The 24,451-nt window shown below is 43.8% G+C and carries 26 protein-coding genes and 2 pseudogenes; 17 read left to right on the top strand and 11 right to left on the bottom strand.

Annotated elements, in window-relative coordinates; translation table 11 throughout:
- Positions 1-37: 37 nt before the first annotated feature.
- Positions 38-805: a SurA N-terminal domain-containing protein gene (locus tag H7F26_RS07540; RefSeq protein WP_009330296.1), complete on the top strand. Its 768-nt coding sequence runs from the start codon at positions 38-40 to the stop codon at positions 803-805.
- 38 nt (positions 806-843) lie between these two features.
- On the opposite strand, the gene H7F26_RS07535 is transcribed toward H7F26_RS07540, so the two are convergent.
- The 3 genes from H7F26_RS07535 to H7F26_RS07525 form a co-directional block, all read right to left on the bottom strand.
- Complete coding sequence (locus H7F26_RS07535; RefSeq protein ID WP_003178540.1) at positions 844-1,908, bottom strand: sugar ABC transporter substrate-binding protein; 1,065 nt, start codon at positions 1,906-1,908, stop codon at positions 844-846.
- Positions 1,909-1,933: 25 nt separating this feature from the next.
- Positions 1,934-3,640 (bottom strand): methyl-accepting chemotaxis protein, encoded by a 1,707-nt coding sequence (locus H7F26_RS07530; RefSeq protein ID WP_017474022.1) that lies wholly within the window; start codon positions 3,638-3,640, stop codon positions 1,934-1,936.
- Positions 3,641-3,812: 172 nt separating this feature from the next.
- Positions 3,813-4,868 (bottom strand): iron-containing alcohol dehydrogenase family protein, encoded by a 1,056-nt coding sequence (locus H7F26_RS07525; protein ID WP_003178535.1) that lies wholly within the window; start codon positions 4,866-4,868, stop codon positions 3,813-3,815.
- Positions 4,869-5,006: 138 nt separating this feature from the next.
- Between H7F26_RS07525 and H7F26_RS07520 the strand changes: the two genes are divergently transcribed.
- Positions 5,007-5,624, top strand: coding sequence for a helix-turn-helix transcriptional regulator (locus H7F26_RS07520; protein ID WP_009330298.1), 618 nt, complete (start codon positions 5,007-5,009; stop codon positions 5,622-5,624).
- 134 nt (positions 5,625-5,758) lie between these two features.
- Here H7F26_RS07520 and H7F26_RS07515 read toward each other — a convergent pair whose 3' ends face one another.
- Entirely contained in the window at positions 5,759-6,226 is a 468-nt protein-coding gene (locus tag H7F26_RS07515) for a helix-turn-helix transcriptional regulator (protein WP_017474023.1), read from the bottom strand.
- Positions 6,227-6,287: 61 nt separating this feature from the next.
- Positions 6,288-6,701: a hypothetical protein gene (locus H7F26_RS07510; RefSeq protein ID WP_009330299.1), complete on the bottom strand. Its 414-nt coding sequence runs from the start codon at positions 6,699-6,701 to the stop codon at positions 6,288-6,290.
- A 115-nt stretch (positions 6,702-6,816) separates the two neighbouring features.
- Here H7F26_RS07510 and H7F26_RS07505 point away from each other — a divergent pair, with 115 nt between their 5' ends.
- The 6 genes from H7F26_RS07505 (at position 6,817) to H7F26_RS07480 (ending at position 10,643) form a co-directional block, all read left to right on the top strand.
- The gene (locus tag H7F26_RS07505) at positions 6,817-7,653 is read left to right on the top strand and encodes an AraC family ligand binding domain-containing protein (protein WP_003178527.1); all 837 of its coding nucleotides are present in this window, start codon (positions 6,817-6,819) and stop codon (positions 7,651-7,653) included.
- Positions 7,650-8,558, top strand: a complete 909-nt coding sequence (locus H7F26_RS07500; protein ID WP_003178525.1) for a DMT family transporter — start codon at positions 7,650-7,652, stop codon at positions 8,556-8,558. Before H7F26_RS07505 ends, H7F26_RS07500 begins: the two co-directional genes overlap by 4 nt.
- Positions 8,555-8,974, top strand: coding sequence for a DUF2000 domain-containing protein (locus H7F26_RS07495; RefSeq protein WP_003178523.1), 420 nt, complete (start codon positions 8,555-8,557; stop codon positions 8,972-8,974). The genes H7F26_RS07500 and H7F26_RS07495 overlap by 4 nt, the downstream gene beginning before the upstream one ends.
- Positions 8,975-9,287: 313 nt before the next feature.
- A complete protein-coding gene (locus H7F26_RS07490) occupies positions 9,288-9,755 on the top strand; it encodes a hypothetical protein (protein ID WP_003178521.1) in 468 nt (155 codons plus the stop codon).
- Between the two features lie 36 nt (positions 9,756-9,791).
- Positions 9,792-10,238, top strand: a complete 447-nt coding sequence (locus tag H7F26_RS07485) for a hypothetical protein (RefSeq protein ID WP_185855245.1) — start codon at positions 9,792-9,794, stop codon at positions 10,236-10,238.
- Positions 10,239-10,307: 69 nt separating this feature from the next.
- A complete protein-coding gene (locus H7F26_RS07480) occupies positions 10,308-10,643 on the top strand; it encodes a hypothetical protein (RefSeq protein ID WP_021838043.1) in 336 nt (111 codons plus the stop codon).
- 151 nt (positions 10,644-10,794) lie between these two features.
- Here H7F26_RS07480 and H7F26_RS07475 read toward each other — a convergent pair whose 3' ends face one another.
- Positions 10,795-11,055 carry a YiaA/YiaB family inner membrane protein gene (locus tag H7F26_RS07475; RefSeq protein ID WP_003178515.1) on the bottom strand — a complete coding sequence of 87 codons (261 nt, stop codon included), beginning with the start codon at positions 11,053-11,055 and terminating at the stop codon, positions 10,795-10,797.
- A 150-nt stretch (positions 11,056-11,205) separates the two neighbouring features.
- Positions 11,206-12,840 (bottom strand): Na/Pi cotransporter family protein, encoded by a 1,635-nt coding sequence (locus H7F26_RS07470; RefSeq protein WP_003178514.1) that lies wholly within the window; start codon positions 12,838-12,840, stop codon positions 11,206-11,208.
- 237 nt (positions 12,841-13,077) lie between these two features.
- Between H7F26_RS07470 and H7F26_RS07465 the strand changes: the two genes are divergently transcribed.
- The gene (locus H7F26_RS07465) at positions 13,078-13,584 is read left to right on the top strand and encodes a DUF1648 domain-containing protein (RefSeq protein ID WP_003178512.1); all 507 of its coding nucleotides are present in this window, start codon (positions 13,078-13,080) and stop codon (positions 13,582-13,584) included.
- A gap of 354 nt (positions 13,585-13,938) precedes the next feature.
- Here H7F26_RS07465 and H7F26_RS07460 read toward each other — a convergent pair whose 3' ends face one another.
- Positions 13,939-14,811 carry an SDR family oxidoreductase gene (locus tag H7F26_RS07460; RefSeq protein ID WP_003178510.1) on the bottom strand — a complete coding sequence of 291 codons (873 nt, stop codon included), beginning with the start codon at positions 14,809-14,811 and terminating at the stop codon, positions 13,939-13,941.
- 167 nt (positions 14,812-14,978) lie between these two features.
- Between H7F26_RS07460 and H7F26_RS07455 the strand changes: the two genes are divergently transcribed.
- Entirely contained in the window at positions 14,979-15,752 is a 774-nt protein-coding gene (locus tag H7F26_RS07455; RefSeq protein ID WP_003178508.1) for a class I SAM-dependent methyltransferase, read from the top strand.
- A 24-nt stretch (positions 15,753-15,776) separates the two neighbouring features.
- Here H7F26_RS07455 and H7F26_RS07450 read toward each other — a convergent pair whose 3' ends face one another.
- Entirely contained in the window at positions 15,777-17,060 is a 1,284-nt protein-coding gene (locus H7F26_RS07450) for an MFS transporter (RefSeq protein ID WP_003178506.1), read from the bottom strand.
- Positions 17,061-17,291: 231 nt separating this feature from the next.
- Positions 17,292-17,466: pseudogene (locus H7F26_RS21885) on the bottom strand (O-methyltransferase); the annotation flags it as partial.
- Positions 17,467-17,786: 320 nt separating this feature from the next.
- On the opposite strand from H7F26_RS21885, the gene H7F26_RS07445 reads away from it, so the two are divergent.
- Together H7F26_RS07445 and H7F26_RS21880 are read left to right on the top strand one after the other, a co-directional pair.
- The gene (locus tag H7F26_RS07445) at positions 17,787-17,960 is read left to right on the top strand and encodes a DUF255 domain-containing protein (protein WP_073358541.1); all 174 of its coding nucleotides are present in this window, start codon (positions 17,787-17,789) and stop codon (positions 17,958-17,960) included.
- A gap of 334 nt (positions 17,961-18,294) precedes the next feature.
- The gene (locus H7F26_RS21880; protein ID WP_227592761.1) at positions 18,295-18,519 is read left to right on the top strand and encodes an EVE domain-containing protein; all 225 of its coding nucleotides are present in this window, start codon (positions 18,295-18,297) and stop codon (positions 18,517-18,519) included.
- Between the two features lie 554 nt (positions 18,520-19,073).
- Here the strand turns inward: H7F26_RS21880 and H7F26_RS07430 are convergent.
- Complete coding sequence (locus H7F26_RS07430; protein ID WP_044822368.1) at positions 19,074-20,303, bottom strand: amidase domain-containing protein; 1,230 nt, start codon at positions 20,301-20,303, stop codon at positions 19,074-19,076.
- 125 nt (positions 20,304-20,428) lie between these two features.
- Here H7F26_RS07430 and H7F26_RS07425 point away from each other — a divergent pair, with 125 nt between their 5' ends.
- From H7F26_RS07425 to H7F26_RS07405, 5 genes and pseudogenes are all read left to right on the top strand, one after another.
- Positions 20,429-20,749, top strand: coding sequence for a hypothetical protein (locus tag H7F26_RS07425; protein ID WP_044822369.1), 321 nt, complete (start codon positions 20,429-20,431; stop codon positions 20,747-20,749).
- A gap of 152 nt (positions 20,750-20,901) precedes the next feature.
- Entirely contained in the window at positions 20,902-21,033 is a 132-nt protein-coding gene (locus H7F26_RS07420) for a hypothetical protein (protein ID WP_094023959.1), read from the top strand.
- A 13-nt stretch (positions 21,034-21,046) separates the two neighbouring features.
- Positions 21,047-21,216 (top strand): annotated as a pseudogene (locus H7F26_RS07415) (hypothetical protein).
- 36 nt (positions 21,217-21,252) lie between these two features.
- Positions 21,253-21,714, top strand: a complete 462-nt coding sequence (locus H7F26_RS07410) for a sigma-70 RNA polymerase sigma factor region 4 domain-containing protein (RefSeq protein WP_044822371.1) — start codon at positions 21,253-21,255, stop codon at positions 21,712-21,714.
- Positions 21,715-22,362: 648 nt separating this feature from the next.
- On the top strand, positions 22,363-24,420 hold the full coding sequence (locus tag H7F26_RS07405) for a thioredoxin domain-containing protein (protein WP_059261058.1): 2,058 nt from the start codon (positions 22,363-22,365) through the stop codon (positions 24,418-24,420).
- Positions 24,421-24,451: the final 31 nt, after the last annotated feature.

Genomic DNA, 24,451 nt, shown 5'->3' with positions numbered 1-24,451 from the left:
TTAAGATTCACTTCTGTTTGAAGAAAGGAGATATATCATGAAAAAAAGCATATCATCTCTCATGATCGGATTATTGGCTGTCGTGTTGGGCGCCTGCTCTTCAAATCATGATGATCAGCAATCCCAGGCCAACGATCAAGCGAAAACCGCACAAAGCGGGCAGCAGGATCAGGAAAAGCAAATAAAAGCAATGCAGAAAAAGCTTGATCAGCAAAAGGTTGATGACACAAAAACAGTGGCTGTCGTAAACGATGAAAAGATCACAGGCAAGGACTATAACAGCGTATTATCAACCGCTCAAATGCAATATCAGCAAACAGGACAGGACCCGACTTCTAAAGATGCGGCGCAGCAAATCAAAAAGCAGGCGATCGACAGCCTGATCGGACAGGCTTTAATTACGCAGGAAGCGGACAAAAAAGGCTACAAAGCATCTGAGAAAGAAATTGAAAAACAGCTGGACGAAAGCAAAAAGCAGTATAAAAACGAGCAAGATTTTGAGGAAGCGGTCAAAAAAGCAGGCTTAAACATGAACACGCTGAAAAGCGACATTGCCGACAGCATCAAAACAGAGAAATATATTGACAAAGAACTGCCGACAGATCAGGTTACAGACAAAGAAATCAAAGACTATTATGATCAATTTGCCGCACAGCAAAAAGACAGCGGACAGAAAAACACACCTGCGTTTGACGATGTCAAACAGCAAATCCAAGATATGCTCAAACAGCAAAAAAGACAGGAAAAACTCGGACAGCAGGTCGAAAAGCTTAAGAAAAGCGCCGATGTGAAAGTGGAAATTTAACAAAGTCAGCCATCCTGTAGCGGATGGCTGACTTCGTTTTATTTATTAATATCTTTTTTGGACAGATGGCCGTCTTTGATCACAGTCTCATTGATATTGCCTTTCGTAACGGCATACGGCTCAAGTAAAATCGCCGGTACTTTGGCTTTGCCGTTTTCGACGGTTGTATCGGTTTGAATCGCTTCGCCTTTCGCCGCTTGAACAGCCATTTCAGCGCTTTTTTTGGCAAGCGCGGGAATCGGTTTGTAAACGGTCATCGTCTGCGTACCGTTCACAATTCGTCGGACGCCTTGAATTTCCGCGTCCTGTCCGGACACCGGAATTTTCCCGGCCAGGCCCGCCTCCTGAAGCGCCTCGATCACCCCGCCAGCCGTACCGTCATTGGCGGCGATCACGGCGTCGATATCTCTCGTCTTGTTCAATGCTTTTTTCATGTTCTTTTTCGCTTCTTCTGGCAGCCAGTCTTTCGTATATTCGTCAAGCACGAGCTTGACTTTGCCCTGCCGCTTCAACGGTTCGAGCACTTTCATGGCGCCGTTCCGGAATAAGACCGCATTGTTGTCAAGAGACGATCCGCCGATATATACGAAGTTTCCTTTCTTCGCTTTTTTTACAATCGCTTCCGCCTGCAGTTCCCCGACCTTTTCGTTATCAAATGAAACGTAATAATCAACATCCGCGTTTCGAATCAGCCGGTCATACGAAATCACTTTTACACCGGCGCTGTGCGCCTTTTTCACGATCTCCGCCGCGGCATCCGCATCTGCCGGTACAACAACAAGCACGTCGACGCCTTCGCTGATCAAGAGCTCGGCCTGCTGAATCTGAACTTCTTTATTTCCGTTAGCGGCAAGCGTCTTGACTTCCCCCCCGAGGTTTTTAACTTCTTTCTCGAACGCTTCTTTATCTTTGTACCAGCGTTCTTCCTTCAGCGTATCGATGGCAAAACCGACGTACAATTTGTCGGAGTCGGCAATCAGCTTTACTTTTTCTTCACGGTTGGCGCTTTTTTCAGCAGAATTGAATGAGCACCCGGCAACAGCTGTGAGGAGACTGAACAGCGCAAGTGCCAACAGCCCTCTTTTCACATATATCGACAACATTAAAACCCCCCATTCTGTATCGGCATCAGAGCTTAAACCGTTTGATCATCACATTCATCCGTTCAACCATCTCTCCCAGAAGCCTTGCGCTTTCGTCCATCTTTTCAATCGAGCCGCTTTGCTCATGTACGGACGCTGAAATTTCTTCAGAACCGGCCGCGCTTTCTTCGGAAATCGCCGCGATATGCTCGACCGAGCCGTTAATCTCCTCGCTTGAACGTCTGAAATGCGATAATGCCTCCGAAATGTCCGATACACGGCCAGCCATATCCGTCACTTTATTTTTAATCTCTGAAAAGTATCGGCCGGAAGTCTCAATCTGGTTTTTTCCTTTATGAACTTCTGAAAAACCGGTTTTTAAATCACCGGCCATGGAAGATGTTTCGGTTTGAATCGCCGTGACGATTTCGGTGATGCTGCCGACAGAGCTTTTCACTTCTTCAGCCAGTCTTTTCACCTCGCCGGCTACAACGGCAAACCCTTTTCCGGCGTCGCCGGCCCTTGCCGCTTCTATGGACGCGTTTAATGCGAGCAAATTCGTTTGTTCGGCCATACCTGTTATCATTTCGACAAGCTTGTGGATTGACTGTGTCTGTTCCTCCAGCACACTGACTTTTTCTACGGATGCTTCCATTACATGATTGATGACATTCATTTGCTCCAATGATTGAGCCATCTGTTTGTCGCCGTCGACAGACACGTGAAGCACTTCTTTTGAAAACCGGGCCAGCGTTTCGCCGCTTTCATGAGCGTGCTGAATTTGCCCGGTGAGCTCCTGTGTCTGCTCGGAAATATTAGCTGCTTCATTTGCCTGATTCGTGGCCCCGTTTGCCAATTCTTCAACGGTGACAGCGATCTGTTCGCTTCCTTCTCTGACATCAGCCGAGACGCTCGTAAACGTAAGACATTGCTTGTCGACTTCGGCTGCGATCCCTGATACTTCGACGATCATCTCACGCAGGCTTCCGCCCATATGATTCACCGCTTGCGAAAGCTGGCCGATTTCATCTTTTCCTTTGTAATCAAGGGCTTCAAAGTTCAAATGACCCTTTGCAATTTCTTCGCTTGCTGCCACAACACGCTTCAGATTTTTCTTGATCTGCCGGCTGACAATGATCAGGAGTCCCGCCGACACAATCGCCGAAATCAGAATTGAGACGCCTAAAATATAAATGGTTTTCGTCATATTGGATTGGGCTTGTCCAATTGACTCAACATTGGTTTTGACAGCGTTTTCTTTCAAGCTTTCGCCTAACGTCATCGTCTCCTCTTTGAGCTTGTTCGCTTTTTTCTGAAGGGTTAAAAATTTCTCGGTGTTGATTTGCTGCACGTTGGGAACAATTTCGCTGAAAAAGTACTCATCCAGTGAATGATTGTTTTCAATGATTTGATCGAACATGTCAAGCTGCTCATCCGAATGAAGCTCTTTTTTCAGCTTTTTGGCCGTATCGGCAAATTCCTGGCTGTACTTCATATAATCGGTCAGCTTGTCATCCTGGGCGTTTATGATGTACTCCGGAATGTGCAAATATTTATTTTGATATAGGGACATCAGCTTTGCCGACTGAACGGCCGTTTCATTTTTCGATTTCGTATCCTGAACCGTCTGGCTCGTATCTTTTAACAGACCATATGTAATCAAAACGGATGTTAAAAACGCTGTTAACATCACAAAGAAAATAATGCCGTATTTGCCGCCGATTGTGATATTGTTCCATCTTGGGCTTTTCACATTGCTCCCCCTTCTTCCAAACAAAGTAGTTTTTATTTATATCGGCGGCAGCTGATACTTTTTTACAAAAATATAGTGATAAAGACCTTGTTTACAAGAGTGGTTTTTTTCTCAAGAAGTCGCTAAAAATAAAATACGCCTTTGAATAGTTCAAAGGCGTATAAAACCGGGTTTATTCAAGCGACTCTATCGCCGCAATCACATCCGCTTCATGAAAAGATCCCATCAAACATAAAGATTCATCCGGACGCGCGGCATGGGCGGCGATGATCCGTTTGGCCGCTTCAATATTTTCTAAAATGCCCAAATCGCTAAGTCTTCTCGGAAAACCGAGCCCTTCATAAAAGGGAATCAGTTCGGCTATTTCATCTGTCCGCCCTTCTAAAGCAAGCTGCACCAGTATCCCGTAGGCTACCTTTTGGCCGTGCAGCACACGATGGGTTTCGGGGATGAACGTCAAGCCGTTGTGAATGGCATGGGCCCCGGCCATTCTGCCGTAGCGGCCCGCATATCCGCCTACTGTGCCTGCCAGCGCAATGACCGCTTCGAGGACATTTGTGAAAGCTGGGGAGGATTCGCCTTTTTCAAGGCTCTCTATGGCTTTCAGGCTTTCTGTCAACAAAATATCCCGAATATAGACAGACTGCCTCAGCCCTGTCTGAACCATGATAGAAAGCGAATCGGCCGTATTTCTGATGATCGCTTCTGCCTCATACCATTTCGCAAGCGTATCGCCGATTCCGCTTTTCACATAAGCGACCGGTGAAGAGAGAAGCAGCAGCGGATCGACCAGTGTCAAATAGCTGGAGCGCTTCTGATATTGGACGCCCGAAAAGTTACCTTCATCGTCATAGATGACGCTTAACGGCGTGCTTGCCGCACATGTTCCCGGGATCGTCGGAATCGTCATGACTTCAATGTTCAGCAAATCGGCGGCTGCCTTCGCTGTATCTAAGACGGTTCCCCCGCCTATTCCTATGATGACGTCTGCTGATTCTGCTTCCTCTGCTGCTTTTTTAATCTTATTTAGGGAACTGCAGCCCGTATGCTGAACGACTTTCCAATCGGCTGGAGGCGTCGTATAACGTGTAAAAGCTTTAAACGATTTAACCCCTGAAATGATGACAGGACGTTCGAATGCATTCGCAAATGACGGCAGTTCTTTCACGATCCCCTCTCTGCAAACGTATTGGTTTGGACCGCTTCTGACAATATCTTCAGGCTGCATATTTCCCCACTCCTTCTATTCTTTTCTAATATTTATCATCTCACTTTCTAACAAGATGTCAAACGATATCACAAACCGCTCAGCAAGGGGCAGTGCTTGGGATACACCTCACACTGCCTGAGGAAAAGTGGACAGCCGGTGTTTACAGAAAAGGATCAGAGCCTGCTCGCTTCTCTTGCACCGCTTATCGGCCGGCATCTTCAGCAATTCAGACACCATCTGCCAAAAAAAGACGTGTTTCACATGAAACATGTCGGAGGCATTCTGATTTTGTCGGAAGACCTGCAGCTCTTGTCATGCAATCGAGCGGCCCTCCATTGGCTGAACATCTTGCGCGGCTGGGAAAGCATCGGCAGCGAAGCCGTGCCGAGACCCGTCCGAGCCGTCTGCACGCGCGCAGCGGCTGAAACTACAGCTCCGGCAAAAACGGTCATCTCGATTCCAGGCCATTCCTGCCTATCCATTAAAGCGAGCCGTTTAGACGGATTTGGACCGTCAGGCCAGATCGCCGTTTCATTTGAGCCTGCTTCACCCGCAGAAACCATTCCGCTGATAGCGGAAGCCTACAGCCTGTCCGACCGGGAAAAAGACATCGCTTACCGGGTCATCCGCGGACTATCAACAAAAGCCATCGGAGACGAATTGCATATATCGGCTTACACTGTTCAAGACCACTTGAAATCGTTTTTTTTGAAGACGGGCGCAGGAAACCGGAGGGAGCTGATGTGGAAGCTGCTTGATGATGTGCTGGAGTGAGAATAAGGCGGGCGAAAACTGTTCTCACGTCCGATTCCCCAGATGAGACACGCAGTGTTATTCCCCGTGTCTTGTCTTGCGGGGATCAAGACCAGCCAATTCAGAGGATTTTGATGCCTCTGCTATCTTTTTCATCATTCCACCCCGTCCTGCTCATTTAACAGCTCGTCCAAACGCGCAACTGCATCCTGCTTTTCAAACGTGCTGAACGATAGGTCGTCATACGAATCCAAGATGCGGTAATGGTGAGAAATCAAGTTTTGCTGAAGGCGAAACTCTCCTTTTTTCTCAATGTCCCGCCACCACACCTTTCCGCCAAGCGTCTTCCCTTTTGGTCTGTCGATGCTTCGGTGAGCAACAGTCTCCACCACCTCAAGGGGCTCATCCCCGAGGACGGCCTGCAGCACTTCACTGTTCCGAAAAAGCGCGCATACCGCGACAACATGCGCCCAGCCCGCAGCCGACCTGCCCTTTTCGATTTGCACGAGCGTTTTCTTCGACATCCCGAGCACGTTCGCCATTTTCTCCTGCGTATAGCCGCTTTCCGCCCGGATTAATCTTAATTTGGATGAGATCAGTTCGGTTATGTATTCTTTATCCATGGAGAACCTCCATTGTAACTTTTAGTGTAATTTTACACCAAAAGTTACAATGGTTCAATCTTTATAACCCGTTTTTTGCTGTCAGTTTAATCCTCTCCTTATGATATTCACCATTCTGGTTCCTTTCCACGACAGCTTCAAATTGCTCACTTTTTTCTGGGGCATCACCTAACCAGACAACATTGACTATATCAGAATGTGTTCCGCCTTCCTCTTGCTCATCCTTTTCGTAATCAACCGTCTCTTTTCCATTCACAAAAAACACGACTCTCTTTAACTCCGCATCTTCACTCGTTTTCTTCGAAACATAGCCATTCCAATATTGATCTCCCCTTTCTTTAGAATACGAGAGCTCCCATTCCCCGTCTGAAGTCAGTTCGCTCAGTTTGCTATGTTCAAAAAACAGACAGTAAATCGTGATTCCGATGCCCAGCATCATCGTGAAGGCAATTGATGCAATCCATTTCTTTTTCACTTTCAGTACCTCTTTTTTTCTTCCATTGTATCCTTTTTTTCATTAAGCAACATCATACAAGAAATCTCCCATAAACATGATAAACTTAAACATCATCACACCAAGGAGGCCCGCCATGCGAAATGAAACCCGCACGCTTTTCCTCGACCCTGATCTAAATGTTGAAGCCTACCGCTTTAAAGGCATTATCCAGAAGTTTCCGAATCACTTCCACGAGTATTTTGTGATTGGTTTTATTGAGAAGGGGCAGCGCTATTTGCTTTGCAAGGGAGAAGAATACATCATTAATCAAGGCGATCTCGTGCTTTTCAATCCTTATGACACGCACAGTTGCGAGCAGATTGACGGAAAGGCGCTCGATTACCGCTGCATTAACGTGATGCCTGATGTTATGAGAGGATTTGTGAAGGAGATCACTGGGGCCGACAGCCTCCCATATTTCACGGAGAATGTCTTGTTCCGCCATGAGCTGAACGCCAGCTTGAAGGAGCTACACATTCAAATATTGCAAAAAGAAAAAGCCTTGAAAAAAGAGGAGCTTTTTCTCAACCTTCTCGAAGAGCTGATTCGTACGTATTCTGATGTCACGTTTCTTGAAAATGCACCTGAACCGTCCGACGAAGTCAAAGCGGTGTGCAGTTATTTGGAATCCCATTACCAGGAAAACATTACGCTTGAACATTTAAGCAGGCTGACAGGCTGGAGCAAGTATCACCTCCTGCGGTCGTTTACGAAGCAGAAAGGAATTTCCCCCTACAGCTACTTGGAAACCGTTCGTATCAATCATGCGAAGAAGCTGTTGGAAGAAGGCGTAAAACCAATCGATGCGGCTTTCCAAACAGGCTTCAGTGATCAGAGCCATATGACGAAATTTTTCAAGCGGCAGGTCGGGCTGACGCCCAAACAATATATGAAAATTTTTGAATATGACAGGCAGGAGATCAAAGGATGAAGACAAGACGCGAAACCGCCGGACACCTCGCAGCTGTGATCACGATCATCATCTGGGGTACTACTTTTGTCTCAACAAAGGTGCTGCTCGAGGATTTCCCGCCCGTAGATATATTGTTTTACCGTTTTCTCATCGGGTTGATTGTGCTGATCATGGTGCATCCGCATGTGCTGACTTTCCGGAGCTGGAGGCAAGAAGCGCTGTTTGCGGGAGCAGGTTTATGCGGAGTGAGGCTTTACTTTCTGTTGGAAAACATCGCGCTTACTCTTACCTACGCCTCAAACGCCGGCATGATCGTCGCGGTTATTCCGATGATCACCGCGGTATTGGCGCATTTTCTCCTTTCGGGCGAAAAGCTGGAGCCCCGCTTTTTCATTGGGTTCGCCGCCGCTTTCACTGGACTTGCGCTCATTTTCTTTAATGGACAAATGATGCTTAAATTGAATCCGCTCGGCGACATTCTCGCTGCTGCCTCCGCATTCGTCTGGGCGGCATATGCGATTTTGATGAAAAAAATCAGCACATTCGGTTACCATACAATCCAATGCACACAGCGGATCTTTCTGTACGGTTTGCTATTCATGGTTCCCGCTCTGTTCCTGTTTGATTTCCGCTTCGACGCAAGCCCTTTTTCCTCCCCCGTCAATTGGTTGAACATCCTATTCTTAGGCGCGGGCGCATCTGCGCTTTGCTTTGTGACATGGAACTGGTCGGTCGGTGTGCTTGGAGCGGTAAAAACGAGCGCTTATATCTATATGGTGCCCGTCATCACTATTGCGGCATCCGTTATCATTCTGCAAGAAAAACTGACATGGGTTGCTTTTTGCGGAGGAGCGCTCACATTGGCCGGCCTTTATATTTCTGAAACAAAACCAAAACCGCAGCTGAAGGAGGAACAAATTTGAGGGAAGAGACAAAATGCGCACTGATCATCGATGAAAGCCTGCCGCTCGGGCTAATCGCCAATACAGCTGCCATCCTGGGGGCGGCCCTCGGCAAAAACAAACCCGATCTGATTGGAGAAACTGTAACAGACGGCTCGGGAATCGACCATTTAGGTATCGTCAAAATCCCAATCCCCATTTTAAAAGGCAATGCCGAGCTGCTTCATCAATTAAGTCAAAAGCTGCTGACCGACGAATTCAACGATATTCTGACGGTTGATTTTACCGATGTAGCGCAAAGCATTCATACATATGAAGCATATATTGAGGCATTTCAAAGCACCGCAGCTTCCGATTACCGCTATTTTGGAATCGGCATTTGCGGGGATAAGAAAAAAGTTGCGCGGCTGACAGGAAGCTTGGGGCTGTTGAGATAAACAAGATACGGAAATTGACTTCGCTTCATTTAGTGAAGGAGTCAATTTCCGTATTTTTTTATGTCATATGTTTGAGATCTATTAGTGAAAGCATAATGAAAGAAAAGAAGAACAATCGGGGATGCAGCTGTTGTAATAGCGTGCTGAAATCGCTATTGGCACGGCGTTGTCTGCTGTGTTATTTGCAATATTTGGCGAACTAATATCTCATTAATTTCCTTATTTAATGAAAACTGCATAAATACATAATATAATATATTTATGCAGTTTTTCTAATCTTTAATATATATCAAGTATCGTGGAGGCATTAACATTGAACACAGACAAACAAGTATTCATTGAAACGCAGAAAACAGCCAAAACCCTTAAAACTTACCGCGATAAGAGCGACGAAGAGCTATTAGCCTTTCTCGCTAAACAAGATTCACTGACCTTAAATCAGCTGAAAGTCTATTACTCAGATCCTTCATTTGCGCTTCATTATTTCATCAGTGCAGCATTTTTCAGTATAATATTGGCTTCGTTCATAACTGCAATTCTTTCTGGTCAAGCAGATTCGATATTCCCTTTCATTTCCGGCATCTCCATTATAATATTAGCTGTCATATTTACGGGGTGTTTATTCTGGGTGCTTAAACAGCTTGTCATCCTGAAAAAAAAGCCGATTCAATTCATTACACACTTTTCCAAGAAAGCCGAGTTTGCACGTATCGTAAAAATGATTGATTATGTTTTACAACAAAAATACAAAAAGGCATTAAAAAATATACCGAACCAATAAAATCTCATGTTTTTTATGAATAGGAGTGACAATCCAATGAGAAACGAAAAACAATTATTTCAAAAAGCTGAACATACAGCCAAACTTCTTGAGTCTCACAAAAGTGACGAAGAGCTGCTTACATACCTTGCAAATCAAGAATTTGTTACATTAAATCAGCTAAAAATCTATTTTTCAAATCCAAGTTTTACATTAACGTATTTGATTAAAGGGATTTTTTTTAGCAGTATGACTGCTGTCATTATGGCGGCCTTTTTATCTGGTCAGATCTCCTCCCTCAACCATGGTCTTTCAAGGCTATTTTCATTCTTCTTCATGTTCTATCTGATCTTCTCTTTTCTTTGGATCGTCAAGATGCTGATCTCCTCGCGAAAAGGACCGATGCAAACAATCCTGCACTTCCAAAAAAGAGCGGAATATTCCAGAATCACGGGTATGATTGATTTCATTTTAGATGAACGCTTTAAAAAGGAATTCAATTAGAAAGCAGAGGAACATTCCCCTCTGCTTTGATTCTCTATCATTCAAACTAAATAAGAAGGAGACCAAGACATGCAAACAGACAAACAACTATTCGAAGAAACAAAACAAACCGCTGAAACTCTATTGTTATCGAAAGCTGAAAACGATGAAGAGCTGATGGCATACCTCGAAAAACAAGATTTATCCACGTTAAACCGGCTGAAAGTTTATTTTTCAGGTCCTACGCTAAAACAGCCACGTGATCAAAGCTTCGCTCGCCAGTTCCATATTCGCCTCCATTGTAACTACTGTATGTTCGGGTCAAGCCAATTCCATTTTACCCGACGTTTCAAAAGGTTATTTTCCGGCTTTGTTATCGATATTACTTATCATGAGCTCCATCTGGGTGTTCGGCACGATCACTAAATCTCAAAGAAACAAAGAACAAAACTTTTTACACTTTAGAAAAAAAACGAACCATACAAAAATTATTGGAATGATTGATTTCGTTTTGGAAAATAAATATAAAAGTATTTCAAATTAAAAAAAAGCATCCCTAAAGATGCTTTTTTTATGCTTACTCGCCGCTAGACAAATTCTGTCTTCTCTCCTGCTCCGCAATGATTTCATTGTCCTCGGCATTGTCTCTCGTCACTTTCTGGGTCAAAATCGCGCCGACCGCCACTAAAATCATCACGGCTATGTAATAGCCTTTTTCATTGAGCTGCAGATTGTCCGCATTGTATAGCCCGATACCAAATAAAAAGACTCCCGCGAAAAATGTGAAATATGACATAACCGTAAAGGCCGTTGTGTTTCTTCTTCTGTATTTATGCATCTTAATACCTCCTAAAGAATAAAACCATTATACTTGATTTACGTCTCCAGAAGAAGAATGTTCTTCCTTTTTGCTCACAATTTAGTAAATATGTAACACCTTGATAAAAAAGGCCCACAAAATAAAAAACCGGGAATGACTCCCGGTTTTTTAATGCTTTTCTTCGCCTAAAACAGCTTCAGCAATATTGACGGCATGGTCGCCGATCCTTTCCAGGTTGCTGGTGATATCGACGAAGATCACGCCGGCTTGTCCGCTGCATAATCCGTCGTTTAAGCGAAGAATGTGCTTTTTGCGAAGCTTGCGTTCCATTTTATCAATCTGATTTTCTTTTTCGACTACGCGTCTTGCGGCATCTTCGTTATTTTCCCCAAGAGCGGTGATGGACTCCTTAACAGTGGAAATGGTCAGGTCAAGCATTTCCGTTAAATCAGCCATTGCCGCTTCGGAAATTTTCACCCTGTTGGATTGCTGGTACTCACCAAGCTCAACCAAGTTTTCAAAGTGATCGCCGATTCTTTCAATGTCTCTGACAGTATCCATTAACATATGATGTTCTTCAGATTCTTGTTCAGAAAGCGTAGTGGCGGACAATTCGATCAAGTAATCGGTTATCTTCCTGTCCAAATTGTTGATCGCATCTTCTATTTGAAAAGCGCTTTGCGCATGTTTTGCCTGTTTTGTATTAAAAAACTCTTTTGTTTCCTCAAGTCCCTTTACCGCAAATTCACCCATGCGCAATACTTCTTCTTTCGCCTGTCCCAGCGCAATTGAAGGAGACTGCTGAATGAACAGCGGATCAAGATGTGTTGCTTTATAGTCCACAACCGAATCTTTGCCTGGAATCAGCTTCGTAACGATCAAAGCCAATATGCCGACAAACGGAAGCTGAATCAGCGTATTCGACGTATTAAAGATCCCGTGGGCAAACGCAATCACCATCTTAGGGTCCAGCCCTAAAGAGGATTGAAGCATTAAAATCAAAGCTGTGAACGGCTTCAGCAAGATCAGGAAAATCGCTGTTCCAATCAGGTTGAACAATACGTGAACGGCCGCGGCCCGTTTGGCTGCCACTGAGGCGCCAAGAGATGCCAGTACAGCGGTAATCGTCGTACCGATATTGTCTCCGAATAATACAGGCAGAGCGCCGTTTAGATCTATTAATGAATCGGCAAACAGCCCTTGCAGGATCCCGATCGTTGCACTTGAGCTTTGGACGAGAACGGTGAAAAGGGTGCCGACGAGCACGCCGAGAATAGGATTCGCACTCATGCTGACTGTTAAATCATGAAAAGCTTCAACCGTCCGGAGCGGCTTCATCCCGCTGCTCATTAATTCCAAGCCGTAGAAAAGCGCACCAAATCCAAACAGAATTTGTCCGATGTTCTGAAATTTTTTGCTCTTTAAGAAAAACAGCAAAAATGAACCAATGGCGATGATCGGAAGCGCATATGCCCCAACGTCAAAGCCGATAATAAAGGCTGTGGCCGTCGTTCCGATGTTCGCACCCATAATGACGCCGATCGCCTGGCGGAGGGTCATAAAGCCGGCGCTGACAAGACCGACAGTGATAACGGTCGTGCCGGAACTGCTTTGAATTAAAACCGTGACAATCATACCTGCCAAAACACCCATCAGAGGGTTGCTTGTAAAACGATCTAATATGTCTCTCAGCTTATCTCCGGCTGATTTTTGAAGTCCTTCTCCCATAAACTTAATACCGAGAAGAAAGATCCCGAGACCTCCAATGAATTCAAAAAGCAATTTCTGCACATCTATTTCCAAAGTCGTGCCCCCCTAATTCGACATAAATCTACAAACCAAACACTATGATTATGATGGAGATTAAAGCCTATGTAAACGATTCAAATCGAAAATTTACAATAACTTAACATTGCCGGCTGATGATTTACATTCCCTTAACATTGCCTGGACTCACCGCAAATATACCCCATTCCAGCTGGCGAAAATCCCGAACTTTTTCATAGGTCAAACCGTATTTAAAACTAAGGAGGGGTACATATGCAGAACAGAGCCGACGGTTCTAAGATCAACATTCAAAAGACAAAAGGGGAACGGGTTTGGAACGCATTTGGCTATTTCTTTTACCTGGGATCGATCATTCTATTGGCCGCTGTCTGGGGATCGCTCCCCGAAAAGGTGCCTGCACATTACAACGCACTCGGTGAAGTGGATCGCTGGGGGTCAAAATGGGAGCTTTTCATATTGCCGGGAATCGGATTAATTATCCTTCTGTTCATGCAGTTCCTAGAAAAGCACCCTGAGATTCACAATCATCCAAAGCGCCTGAATGAAACAAACGCTGAACACTTCTACCTGCTCAGCCGAAAGTTGATCAACCGCTTAAAAAATGCATGCTTAATCATTTTTTCTCTCATATTAATTGAATCCGTGTCAATCGCTTTAGACTGGGGAAGCGGATTTGGCGGGTGGTTTCTTCCGATTGCCTTACTCGGCACTGTCATGCTTGTGGCCATAGGTTTAATACAGCAAAGGAAAATCAAATAACGGTCAGGTGCATATTTGTGAGTTTTAATAGTGAAACTGTCGCGGGGGATGATGGATGAGCCGCAATCCAAACAGAGGCTACTATCGAGGCTCTTTACAAGTTAATACACACTGCAAATTCATGCGCTGCCATCAGCTTTCAGTTTTTCTTCTCAAGCAGCCGCACATGCCTGTCTTTTTATTCCTTCATCATTAGCTCTGGAATTCAGTCGATATTTTACTTATTTTAATAAAAGTAACTTAGGCTATAAAGTATGTGCGGTGATTGTGGCGAGTCTTTTTTGATCTATCTTTTAAAAAAAGAGTGATGAACACTGTAATTCTGTTCATCACTCTTTCGAATCCTATTGATCATTATTTCGCTTCTGAGATTCTTGCAACGATTTGAGCCAATCCTTCTTTAATTGGCGTGAGCGGACGGCCGAGCACTTTTTCAAAATCATCGCTTTCGACTTCAAGTGTGCCTTCACGAATGCCTTTTTGGATATCGACAACCATCGGAATCAGAAAATCCGGCACACCCGCATTTTTCATGATATCGCGATAGGCAGCATCGTCAACATGCTGAACGGGAACTTCTTTGCCCAATACTTCCCCAAGGGCTGAAGCGATTTCTTCCTGAGTTAATAGTTTGCCTGAAAGTTCGTAAACGGTGTTTTCGTGGCCTTCGCCGGACAGAACCGCTGCCGCTGCATCCGCGTAATCCTGCTGCAGCGCCCAGCCCACTTTGCCATTCTCTGCTGATGTCACCCAAGGGGCTCCCGCCAAAACGCCTTGAATACTCGACATTTCATTTTCCAAGTACCAGTTATTGCGCAAGAAGGAGTATGGAATCCCCGTTTGCAAAATCGCTTCTTCAGTTGCTTTGTGAGTCGGCGCAAGGAAGTTTTTGCTTTCGCGGGCATTCGCAATGCTCGTATAAGCGATAAACCGAACTCCGGCGCGCTCTGCGGCAGCTACCGCATTGCCGTGCTGACGGATTCTCGTCTCATTGTCTCCATCGGCAGAGATAATCAGCAGACGGTCAATGCCTCGAAATGCGGATTCCAATGTTTCCGGGCGGTCAAAATCCCCGTGGCGCACATCGACCCCGCGCGCCCGCAGCGCTTCCGCTTTTTCCGGATTGCGCACGCTGACCGCCAGCTGATCCGCCGGTACAGTTTCCAGCAGCTTTTCCACAATTTTCGATCCTAATTTTCCGGTTGCCCCCGTTACTAGCATTTTCATATTCGAATTCCTCCTGAATGTTTTAATCTTGATCTGTAACAAATTTCGTTACACTTGATGTAACTATCATAATTACAAATAGGCTGCTTTGTCAACAGGAATGTCCTTTAACCTGGCTAAAACGTAATATGGTTTGTGGTATGATCATGTCAAAAGGAGGAAGTGATATGAGAAAAAACGCTGCCACTGAAGAAGCCATTCAAAGATGGAACCGGTTTGCAGATAGCTATGCTGCAAACCATACTGAACAAGGCGATATACATAAAGAAGTCTTTTTGAACCCCGTCATCTTTTCTCTCATTGAAACGGTGAAAAATCAAAAAGTGCTGGATGCCGGGTGCGGAGAAGGATATTTAAGCAGAATGCTGGCCGCCCGCGAAGCAGTTGTAACGGCGGTTGACTATTCGACAAGAATGCTTGAGATCGCCAAGGAAAGAACGCCGGACGGATTGCACATTCATTATCGGCACGGCAATTGTGAGGACTTGCATTTTTTAGATGAGCAAAGCTTTGATATCATCATATCGAATATGGTCATCCAAGACCTCGCAAATGATGAAAAAGCGTTTCAGGAAATGCACAGGTTATTAAAAGATGGAGGATGCTTTATTTTTTCAATATTACACCCTTGTTTCGTCACCCCGGAAAGCGGATGGGAAAGAACCAAAGACGGCCAAAAGCTCCATTGGAACGTTGATCGGTATTTTTACGAAGGCGCATATGAGCAGCCGCTGGGCGGCGAGGAGAAAATGTTTCTTTTTCACAGAACACTGACAAGCTATATCAATACGATCATCAAAGCCGGCTTTCAATTAGAAGCGGTCGAGGAACCGAGACCGTCAAAAGAGATGCTGAAAAAATACCCTTCATTTGAAGAAGATCTCAGGTGCCCCGATTTCATCGTTTTTAAATTAAGAAAGCCCGGCGGCGATGTCCGATAGGCCCCGAATCCGATAGACCTTTTCCTACCCTTTTTGAGTATTTGTTTTTCTTCGCGGCCAAATGACGGCTGGAATCAGAGCCAAGGATAACAGCCCGCCCGCCAAGGATAACACGGCATAGCTTGAATGAGCGACAACCATTCCGGAAAGAGCCCCGCCGGAAGCCCCCGCCAATGCGATCAAAACATCAAGCGTTCCCTGCACTTTCGCACGTGTTGAAGGCTCGGTCGAATCGATAATTTGTGCAGTTCCGCTGATTAATCCAAAGTTCCATCCCAATCCAAGCAGCGAAAGGGCAACGATCAATAAAACGAGCGAATCGCTGGGAGCCAGCGCCGCCACTGCACCAGCGAGCAGCAGGGTCACCCCTGAGGCGATGCTTATGGCTGTCCGGCCAATTTTATCAACAAGAATCCCTGTGACAAGTGACGGAAGATACATTGAACCGATATGAAAACCTATCACGATCCCGACATCTCCCAAGCTGTGTCCGTGGTGCTGCATATGAACGGGCGTCATGGTCATAATCGCAACCATCACAATTTGGGTAAGCACCATAACAGCGGCACCAATTGTAATCCCCTTTTGATCGTCCGAAGCACCGGCAGACTTCGATTCGTCTGCTAATTTATTTTCTTGTCTATAGGTTTCGATTTTTTTGGCGATCTCCAACGGATCCGGCCGAAGCAAAATATAAAGCACAAGCCCTGCCAGAATAAAAGCTGCCGCCGATAAAATAAACGGTCCCGCAAGTGGCGGAACGCCGATGATCGAAGCAAATTTCCCCATGACATCCACCAAATTGGGGCCCGCAACCGCTCCAAATGTTGTCATCACCATTGTGACGCTGATCGCTTTAGCCCGCTGCTTTTTATCAGCCAAGTCAGTGCCGGCATACCGCGCCTGCAAGTTTGTCGCTGTGCCCGCTCCGTAAATAAGCAGGGAAACGAACAACAATATGATGCTGTTGATCACGGCCGCAGCAACGACCCCGATTGCGCCGATCCCGCCGACCATAAAGCCGGCGGTTAAGCCCGTGCGGCGCCCGTAACGCTGAGAAAGTCTCCCGACGCCGAAAGCGGCTCCTGCCGATCCTAAAGTAAATAAGGCAGAAGGGACTCCTGAAAACGCATCCGTCCCAAGCATTTGCTTTGCTAACAGGGCGCCTACCGTAATCCCGGCAGCCAGCCCCGCACCGCCGAAAATCTGCGACAGACTCACGATGAATAATACTCTTTTGTACAATCTCTTTAATCGATCCGGAGAATCTATGTAACTCTCAACCGTTCGTTCAGAATACCCCGCCACCTCAACACCTTCTTATTTAAAATTTGTCCCCGCTTTCAATCACGGCGGTTCCTTTCGTTTATGAATAGTTTGAATTTTACTACAAAAGAACCTTTTGTCAATTTGCTAAGGGCATGTCCCCTTCAACATTTTATGAACTGAATTTATCATATTCCGATTTTAGATTGTGGCGGCATTGCGGGCATTAAAAAAACTAGTCACCGAATCAGTAACTAGTCAGATGATGTGCTTTTATTTCTTGACTTGCGACACGGTCAGTCCGTCACCGATCGGAATCAGCAGGGATTCTAATTGGGGTGGGCGGCGACGCCTTGATTGAATTTTTTCATTGATTCGGTATGTCGCTTCGGCATAGCATTATCGTCCGTGCACTACCGCATGCAAGTACGTTATCGGCAACGATTAACAACCAAAATGGCAAACAAGACGCTTCGGCGCGAGGGGTTCTTCTGCTTTTCTATTTCTCCGTCAATATATAGCCCCAATTTGTCTCATTCCTTTGTTTTGAATAATTTATAATCATACTTTAAATTCAAAACCTGAAGAAAGAGGGGCGAAAAATCTTAAGAATTAACTGAGCTCTTTTAATAACAGTTGGTCTGCTTCTCTTTCCATAAAATAAAATAGAAGAAGTTAACCTTAGAAACCTCTTCTTTTGATATTTGGTATATTAAATCATGTAAAGACAATAATGAATAAAAATTCGTTTATAAAGCAGGTGATCCCATGCCAACGAACAGATTAATCAACGAGAAGTCGCCATACCTACTCCAGCATGCACACAACCCCGTCGACTGGTACCCGTGGGGCGAAGAAGCCTTTGAAAAAGCAAAGCGCGAAAACAAGCCGGTACTTGTCAGCATCGGCTATTCGACTTGTCATTGGTGCCATGTCTATTAAAATAGCCAAATGTATAAGTACTACTACTTGAATAGACCATTCCTGTTAGACACACTCGCGAATCCAATACATCGTTACCCTTTTCCGTGATTTTAAGGCTATAGGATCTTCTGTCATTAGGATTTTTTGTTCTCTCAACAAATCCTAAAGTTTCGAGATGATCGATATGGATGTCTGGTGCAATACAGCTGCCAAAGTTGCTAAGTTTTTATAGAACATGAATATAAAGTCAAAGAATTGACCGGTGGTATTGCAGCATGGAAAGAAATGTACTTTCCTGTCACAAACTCAGATCAAGGCAATAACATACCTGATAATTGTGGGTGTTGACTTAGTGCAAGATAAAAGATACTGGATTGTGGGTGCTTCTCGAGATCATGTAATGAGAGCTGTCCAAGGTGGTTTTGCTCAACTTTGTCATGGCAAAGAGGCACCTTTAAAAAAGATGAATACTGGTGATTGGATTATTTATTACTCTCCCAAGATGAATTTTAAGGAAAGCACACCACATCAAAAATTTACTGCTTTAGGCAAAGTAGTAGATAATAATATTTTTTAGTTTGAAATGGGAAATGACTTCAAACCTTTCCGGAGAAAAATAAGTTTTATTCATTGCACAGAAACACTGATTCGCATTAATCCCATAGCTTTCTTTCATTAAAGACGAGCAGCGTTGGGGATATTCTTTTCAATTTGGACATTTTGAGATAAATGAAAAAGATTTTAAGCTAATTGCAAAAAAAATGGTCGATGCTTAAGGAGATTAGAAAATTCTAATCTCCTTAAAACTTTCTTATATATTTTTGACTTGTCACTCTTTGCCTGGATATATTTCCAACACGATTACCGGTCGGACATGAAAGCGAACCTTGCTTTGATCGGGGCAATCATTTCATTCACGGGTGCGGCTTACTTTAAAGATATTGATAAGTATATAGAGAAGAAGGAAGACAATTGAACGGATTTTCTAAGCATTGAAACACGTACTCATAAAAAGCCCCTGAACCATTCTGGATCAGGGGCTTGCTTTCCCAGCAGTTTAATAGGTAATGGATTGATATGGAATCAACCATAACTTTTACTAAACTCATTCTGGGCTTTTTATCAAGTTATTTAATTGCGAATACTAGAAACATACCGTTTTCCGCCTTCCTTAGAAGTAACATATTCCCGAGGAACGTTAAGTCTATTGGTAGAATGATAACTTACATAAAGTTTCATATTTGCTCGGCTCGTTACGATAGCCGTATGATCCATCCAACCATCAGCATAGCGAAGACCTATTTTATTATGGTAATCATAGTGATATACATCTCCAAGCTTTACATTTGAATATGTATCAGAAACAGTCTTCATTTTTATTCCGCCGGCTTTTAAAATGTATGATCTAAAGGCTCCTGCATTAACCCAAGCACCTGTATAGGGTTTCCATTCTTTAAAGTACGGCATTCTTCCAGCTCTTAATGCTTGGGAAACAAAGTTAGTACAATCTTTGTCTTTATAATATTTATAGTTTTTATTTGGTTTCAAGGCATATTTTTCTGCATATTTCATTGCAGCGTAACCACTATATCCTTTTACAGATAATGGCATCACGGTTAGTTGATTAGAGTTAACAGCATTGAAATTCATACTTACTGGTTTATTTTCACTTTTTACTTCTTCTTTATCATCCTTTTTCACTTCTTGCTTATATTTCTTTAAAAATTCATCTAATTTAACATCCGTAGAATATCCTTCATCATTTTCATATTGTAGAGTTGAAGAAGAATTATTTAATTGTGTTACATTTAGTTGATTAGAAGAATTATTCAATGGTATTACATTTAATTGATTAGAAGAATTTTTAACTTCAGATAAACTTAAATTAGAAGTATTTGTTGATTGAGAACTTGGTTTCTCAGAAGCTGTTTTGGGAATTTCAAGTTTAATATTATCACCCAGAGATGTTGTTACTTTTTCAACACCAAAAACAAAGTTTCGAGTAATATAAGCTTCAACAATTAGCTTATTGTTTTTTTCAGAAGTCTTAACATCGTCTATATCGTATGTAAACTCGTGGAATTTTTGTTTGTCCACTTTACTTAACGCAGAATACAGTAAGACTCCTTCGTCGGAATCAGTCAATTTAGACTCTTTAGGATGAGCTAAAGGAGTGTTGTGTTCAAAGTCATATTTTTGTTGTTCCAACATATCCTTAACTTTTTCGTAACCAATCTCGGTGGTAATTGAAACTTTTTCTTTAGCCTCTTTATTAGTAGTGGCTGCAAAAACTTCATTTGTTGACACTAATGGTGACAACGATAGACATAAAACTAGTGAAGCGAGCAATTCTTTTTTCATACGAAACCTCCAATAAAATCTAAATATAAGTAATATTTATCATTTACACCAATTGAAATATGGCATAAAATACATGTAATAATATATCATAAAAACAAATACATAAAAAGGTATCGGAGGAAAAAATGAAAAAGAAAACTAAAGTTATACTTTCTCTCTTAGCAGCACTTATAGTTATATTGATAGCACTTCCGGTTCTATCTCCTGTTGTCTTTACAGATTCTTCGGAAAAAGGAGCAATCAGACACGAAATTTATAAAAGAGGATATCCCTACCAAAGCTACTTTGCAGTTCTCCAGAAAAGAGAAGGAGACAATGAATCTGGGAATCTTTATTATGTAAATTGGCTAGATTGGAAAGATGAAACAGGGCAAACTCCTCACTTATGCTATTCGAAAAAATCATCAGATGGTGAATACGAAGTAAGTTGTGGCACAGGGCCGTAAAAATAAATTTTAAAATTGAATAAGTCCAAGACGGAAAGCCTGCGGACACTGATCGTTGTACAGAGAAATTTGTGCTTCGATCGGTGTCCGTTTTTTTTTGCAACTAACCATATGTCTATCGCGATTACTAGCTATGAAAGGAGTAATTAGACATTAAACAAGCAAAAAAGAAACAATCACAGAAGCAACAGGAGCGCTCAGATCGTTTCTGGCAATCAATGATGAACACAAACATGCAAACACTCAGACGTGGCAAAGGCGGCGCTTATAAACGCAGAAAGTAAGGGGAGTTTCAGGATGAAATACGGATTCGCTTATAAAAACGGAAAGCTTGTAAATATCTTTTGCGGCAGAGAAGAGCTCTATAACGAGTTGAAAGCCTTCTTATTCAAAACCTTCAGTATCAGCGTGAAAGAGGTATTGAGGCCTCAATATATCGCAGAGCAAAAAGCAAACAACTGGAATGACACCTACTCTATTTAATTATCAGGAGGGAAAGCACTATGACAGATCAAATGATTGCTTGGGAGATTGAGGAATGGATTCGTGATTATAAATTCATGCTGCGGGAGATCAAAAGGCTCAACCGTTTGTTGAACAAAGTAGACTTTACTAGCACAAAACTCACTGCAACATACGGGGATGAAGCAGGCATGCCGAGGGTATCAGCAGGCGTCAGTCAGGCAGAACTACGGCAGATGGACCAAAGAGAGAGACGGATCCACAAATATGAATCTATTGTGCATTACCTGGAGAACGCAATGGAACACATTGAAGAAGAAAAGCACCGTATCGTTTATGATTGCATGATGGAAGGCATGAGCTACACTGCTATTGCAAACCACCTTGATTGCTCCCGGGATACCATCAGAAAGATCAAAACAGCCATAATCGGCAACATCGTCAATAAAGTCAAAGAAGCCAACTTTCTGCAATATTTGAACTCGTTTAAATCGGCGGTGTAAAATGGGAGACAGGATCGGCGCGGCGGATTATTCCTGCGTGACCACAAATTTAAAATAATGGGTGAAATCCCCATCAATAAGCGAGGATCAACTCAACTGGGAGTCCTTACATTGTGAATCGGGTGATAAAACAGATGCAGTATTGCGTAGATGTTAATCCCCGACAATATATGGTTTTATTCAACAGTTTCGTTCGACAAATTTTGCGAATTGTTAATCATAACATTTCATTCCCGATATTAAAACTGGGAGTGAAGCTATCCCTTCTGTTAGCTAGTACCTGTGGTTATATTGCACAAGGTGTTGTATACGCAATTATTTAAAGAAAGTGTTGATTGATATGAACAAAGAAACATTTAAATATATTCTAATTTTATTTGCTATCTTTGCTGCCATTCAAGTTACAAACGAGATTGACTTTACTAACTATTGAGTTATAAATAGACTTATTCAGTTTGTAATTTGTATAATTATTTTTTTGATTATGACTTATATATTTCCAGAAAAAAGAAGAAATAAAAGTAAACCCTAGAATAGAGCTCCCTTTGAGCTCTATTCTTTTTATTATATAAGAGGGGAATTTTTGAAAAGTAACTGTGGTAAGATAAAATCAAATACTTTTTCCATCAAAAAAGATGAGGTAATCCTATGTCACTGAAAAAAGTCCCTAACAGACTCATAAATGAAAAGTCACCCTATCTCCTTCAGCACGCCCACAACCCCGTCGACTGGTACCCGTGGGGCGAAGAAGCCTTCGAAAAAGCAAAGCGCGAAAACAAGCCGGTACTTGTCAGCATCGGCTATTCGACTTGTCATTGGTGCCATGTCATGGCTCATGAAAGCTTCGAAGATGAAGAAGTTGCGAAGCTTCTGAATGAGAAATTCGTCTCCATTAAAGTGGACCGCGAGGAGCGGCCTGATGTGGATTCGATTTATATGACGATCTGCCAGATGATGACGGGGCAGGGCGGCTGGCCGCTGAATGTGTTTTTAACCCCTGATCAGAAGCCGTTTTATGCGGGTACATATTTTCCGAAGACGAGCCGTTTTAACCGTCCGGGGTTTGTTGAGGTGGTGAAGCAGCTTTCCGATACCTTCGCGAAAAACCGGGAGCATGTTGAAGATATTGCCGAAAAAGCGGCCAACAACCTGAGAATCAAAGCGAAAAGCGATGCCGGCGATTCGCTCGGCGAAGACATATTGAGGCGGACGTATCAGCAGCTGATCAACAGCTTTGATGCGGCGTACGGCGGTTTCGGCAGCGCGCCGAAATTTCCAATCCCCCATATGCTGACATTTCTGCTTCGCTATCATCAATACAGCGGCGAGGAGAACGCGCTGTACAGCGTGATGAAAACGTTGGACAGCATGGCGAACGGCGGCATTTACGACCATGTCGGCTACGGGTTTGCCCGCTATTCGACAGATGACGAATGGCTTGTTCCCCACTTTGAAAAAATGCTTTACGATAATGCTTTATTGCTGATCGCATATACTGAAGCCTATCAAATCACGAAAAACGAACGGTATAAACAGATTTCCGAGCAGATCATCACATTTGTCCGCCGCGAAATGACCGATGAGAAAGGCGCTTTTTATTCAGCGCTTGATGCCGACACGGAAGGCGTAGAGGGCAAATATTATGTGTGGTCAAAAGAAGAAGTCCTTGAAACGCTTGGAGATGAACTTGGCGAATTGTATTGCGCGGTCTACAACATCACGCAAGAAGGGAATTTTGAAGGCCATAATATTCCAAACTTGATCTACACCAGGCTGGAAGACATCAAGGATGAATTCGCGCTGACAGATGAAGAGCTTCAGAACAAGCTTGAAGAAGCGAGAACAAAGCTTTTTGAAAAACGTCAGGAAAGAACGTATCCTCATGTCGACGATAAAGTGCTGACTTCTTGGAACGCTCTGATGATCGCGGGTCTTGCCAAAGCGGCGAAAGTCTACAATGCGCCCGAATACCTGGAGATGGCGCGAGCTGCAGCCGAGTTTATCGAGAATAAATTGATTCAAGACGGTCGCATCATGGTCCGCTACCGTGACGGCGAGGTGAAAAATAAAGGATTTATCGATGACTACGCCTTCCTGCTGTGGGCCTACATCGAATTGTATGAAGCATCACTTGATTTAACCGATTTGCGAAAAGCCAAAAAGCTCGAAGCAGACATGAAGGGGCTGTTCTGGGATGAAGAGCACGGCGGTTTTTATTTTACGGGAAGCGATGCCGAGGCTTTGATCGTGCGGGATAAAGAAGTATACGACGGCGCCCTCCCGTCCGGAAACGGCGTCCTGGCCGTGCAGCTGTCCCGGCTGGGCAGGCTGACTGGCGACTTGTCGCTCCATGATCAAGCGGCAAAAATGTTTGCTGCCTTCCATGGAGACGTCTCTGCTTATCCGAGCGGCCATACAAACTTTCTCCAAGGTTTGCTGAGCCAATTCATGCCGCAAAAGGAAATCGTTGTGCTCGGAAAACGGAATGATCCGGACAGACAGAAGATCGTAAGCGCTTTGCAGCAGGCCTTCCAGCCGAATTATGCCGTCCTCGCCGCAGAATCGCCTGACGATTTCAAAGGGATTGCCGACTTTGCGGCCGAATACAAAGCAGTCGATAACAAAACGACTGTCTATATTTGTGAAAATTTCGCCTGCAGGCAGCCGACGACGAATATAGACGAAGCGCTCGATCAGCTGGTTTAACCGGCGGCAATCATGGGAATAACATTTGCAA

This window comes from Bacillus sp. PAMC28748, assembly GCF_014250415.1.
Lineage (GTDB): Bacteria > Bacillota > Bacilli > Bacillales > Bacillaceae > Bacillus > Bacillus licheniformis.
The sequence above is the reverse complement of the archived record's forward strand: the minus strand, read 5'-3'. Positions and strand labels throughout refer to the sequence as shown.